At 30.6% G+C, this 767-nt stretch carries 1 protein-coding gene; it reads right to left on the bottom strand.

The window, feature by feature from the left end; translation table 11 throughout:
• The coding region (locus B5F09_RS14660) for a hypothetical protein (protein ID WP_204215375.1) at nucleotides 1-665 on the bottom strand (665 nt) is incomplete at its 3' end.
• Between the last annotated feature and the right edge of the window lie 102 nt (nucleotides 666-767).

Here is a 767-nt window from a genome sequence, read left to right as displayed (position 1 = left end):
TCATCATTCTGTTCATATTTTTGGCTTATTTCATGTTTACTGCTTGTATAAATCGTTGCTATCTTGATCTTATCATAGGCTTCTTTTTCTTTTAACGGTATTCCTGATTCCACCTTTTCTTGTAGACTATATATCCTGATCGTTCCATCATATTTTAATGGTGCTTGAGGCATTAACCAGATTGAATATGTCTTTTGCATCTTTTGATAATTATCACCATTAATTACTGTTTTAAACTGCTTAGATATCAGTCGGCTTATATAAGCTATCCCTCTTGTTACTATCTCATAAGTATTGTAAATACTATTTTGAGCTTCGATATTGATCTGCAGCTTACAGGCTTTTTGTTTATTTCTTTTAGGAACATCAAGTTCAAAATGGACATCAAATCTTAGTATTCCTTCTCCAGGAATGATTGATTCATTACTGCTGGTTTTAACTACTCGATTACCTGGAAATACCGGTTCATGATTAATATTAGCTGGAATGATTTCCTGGATTTCCTCAATCGTAAAATCACACAATTCATCAACGACATATTTTAAAATATGTGCTAATATCTGGGTATCACTAAGAAGAACTTTACAGGTTTCATCAAGCTTTACACTTTTAGAATCATTATTGATGATCGATTGATTAATAACTGTAGCTGTATAACTATCCATAGACAGCACCACCAGTTACTAAAGATAAATAAGTTTGATTATAAAAAAACATCTTATTGGCATATTTCATATTAACACTCCATTACTATAATATTTAAATAA

Origin of the sequence: Erysipelatoclostridium sp. An173 (assembly GCF_002160495.1) — a bacterium.
Lineage (GTDB): Bacteria > Bacillota_I > Bacilli_A > Erysipelotrichales > Coprobacillaceae > Thomasclavelia > Thomasclavelia merdavium.
Note: the sequence above shows the minus strand (reverse complement) of the source record. Positions and strands in the feature narration are given on the sequence as shown.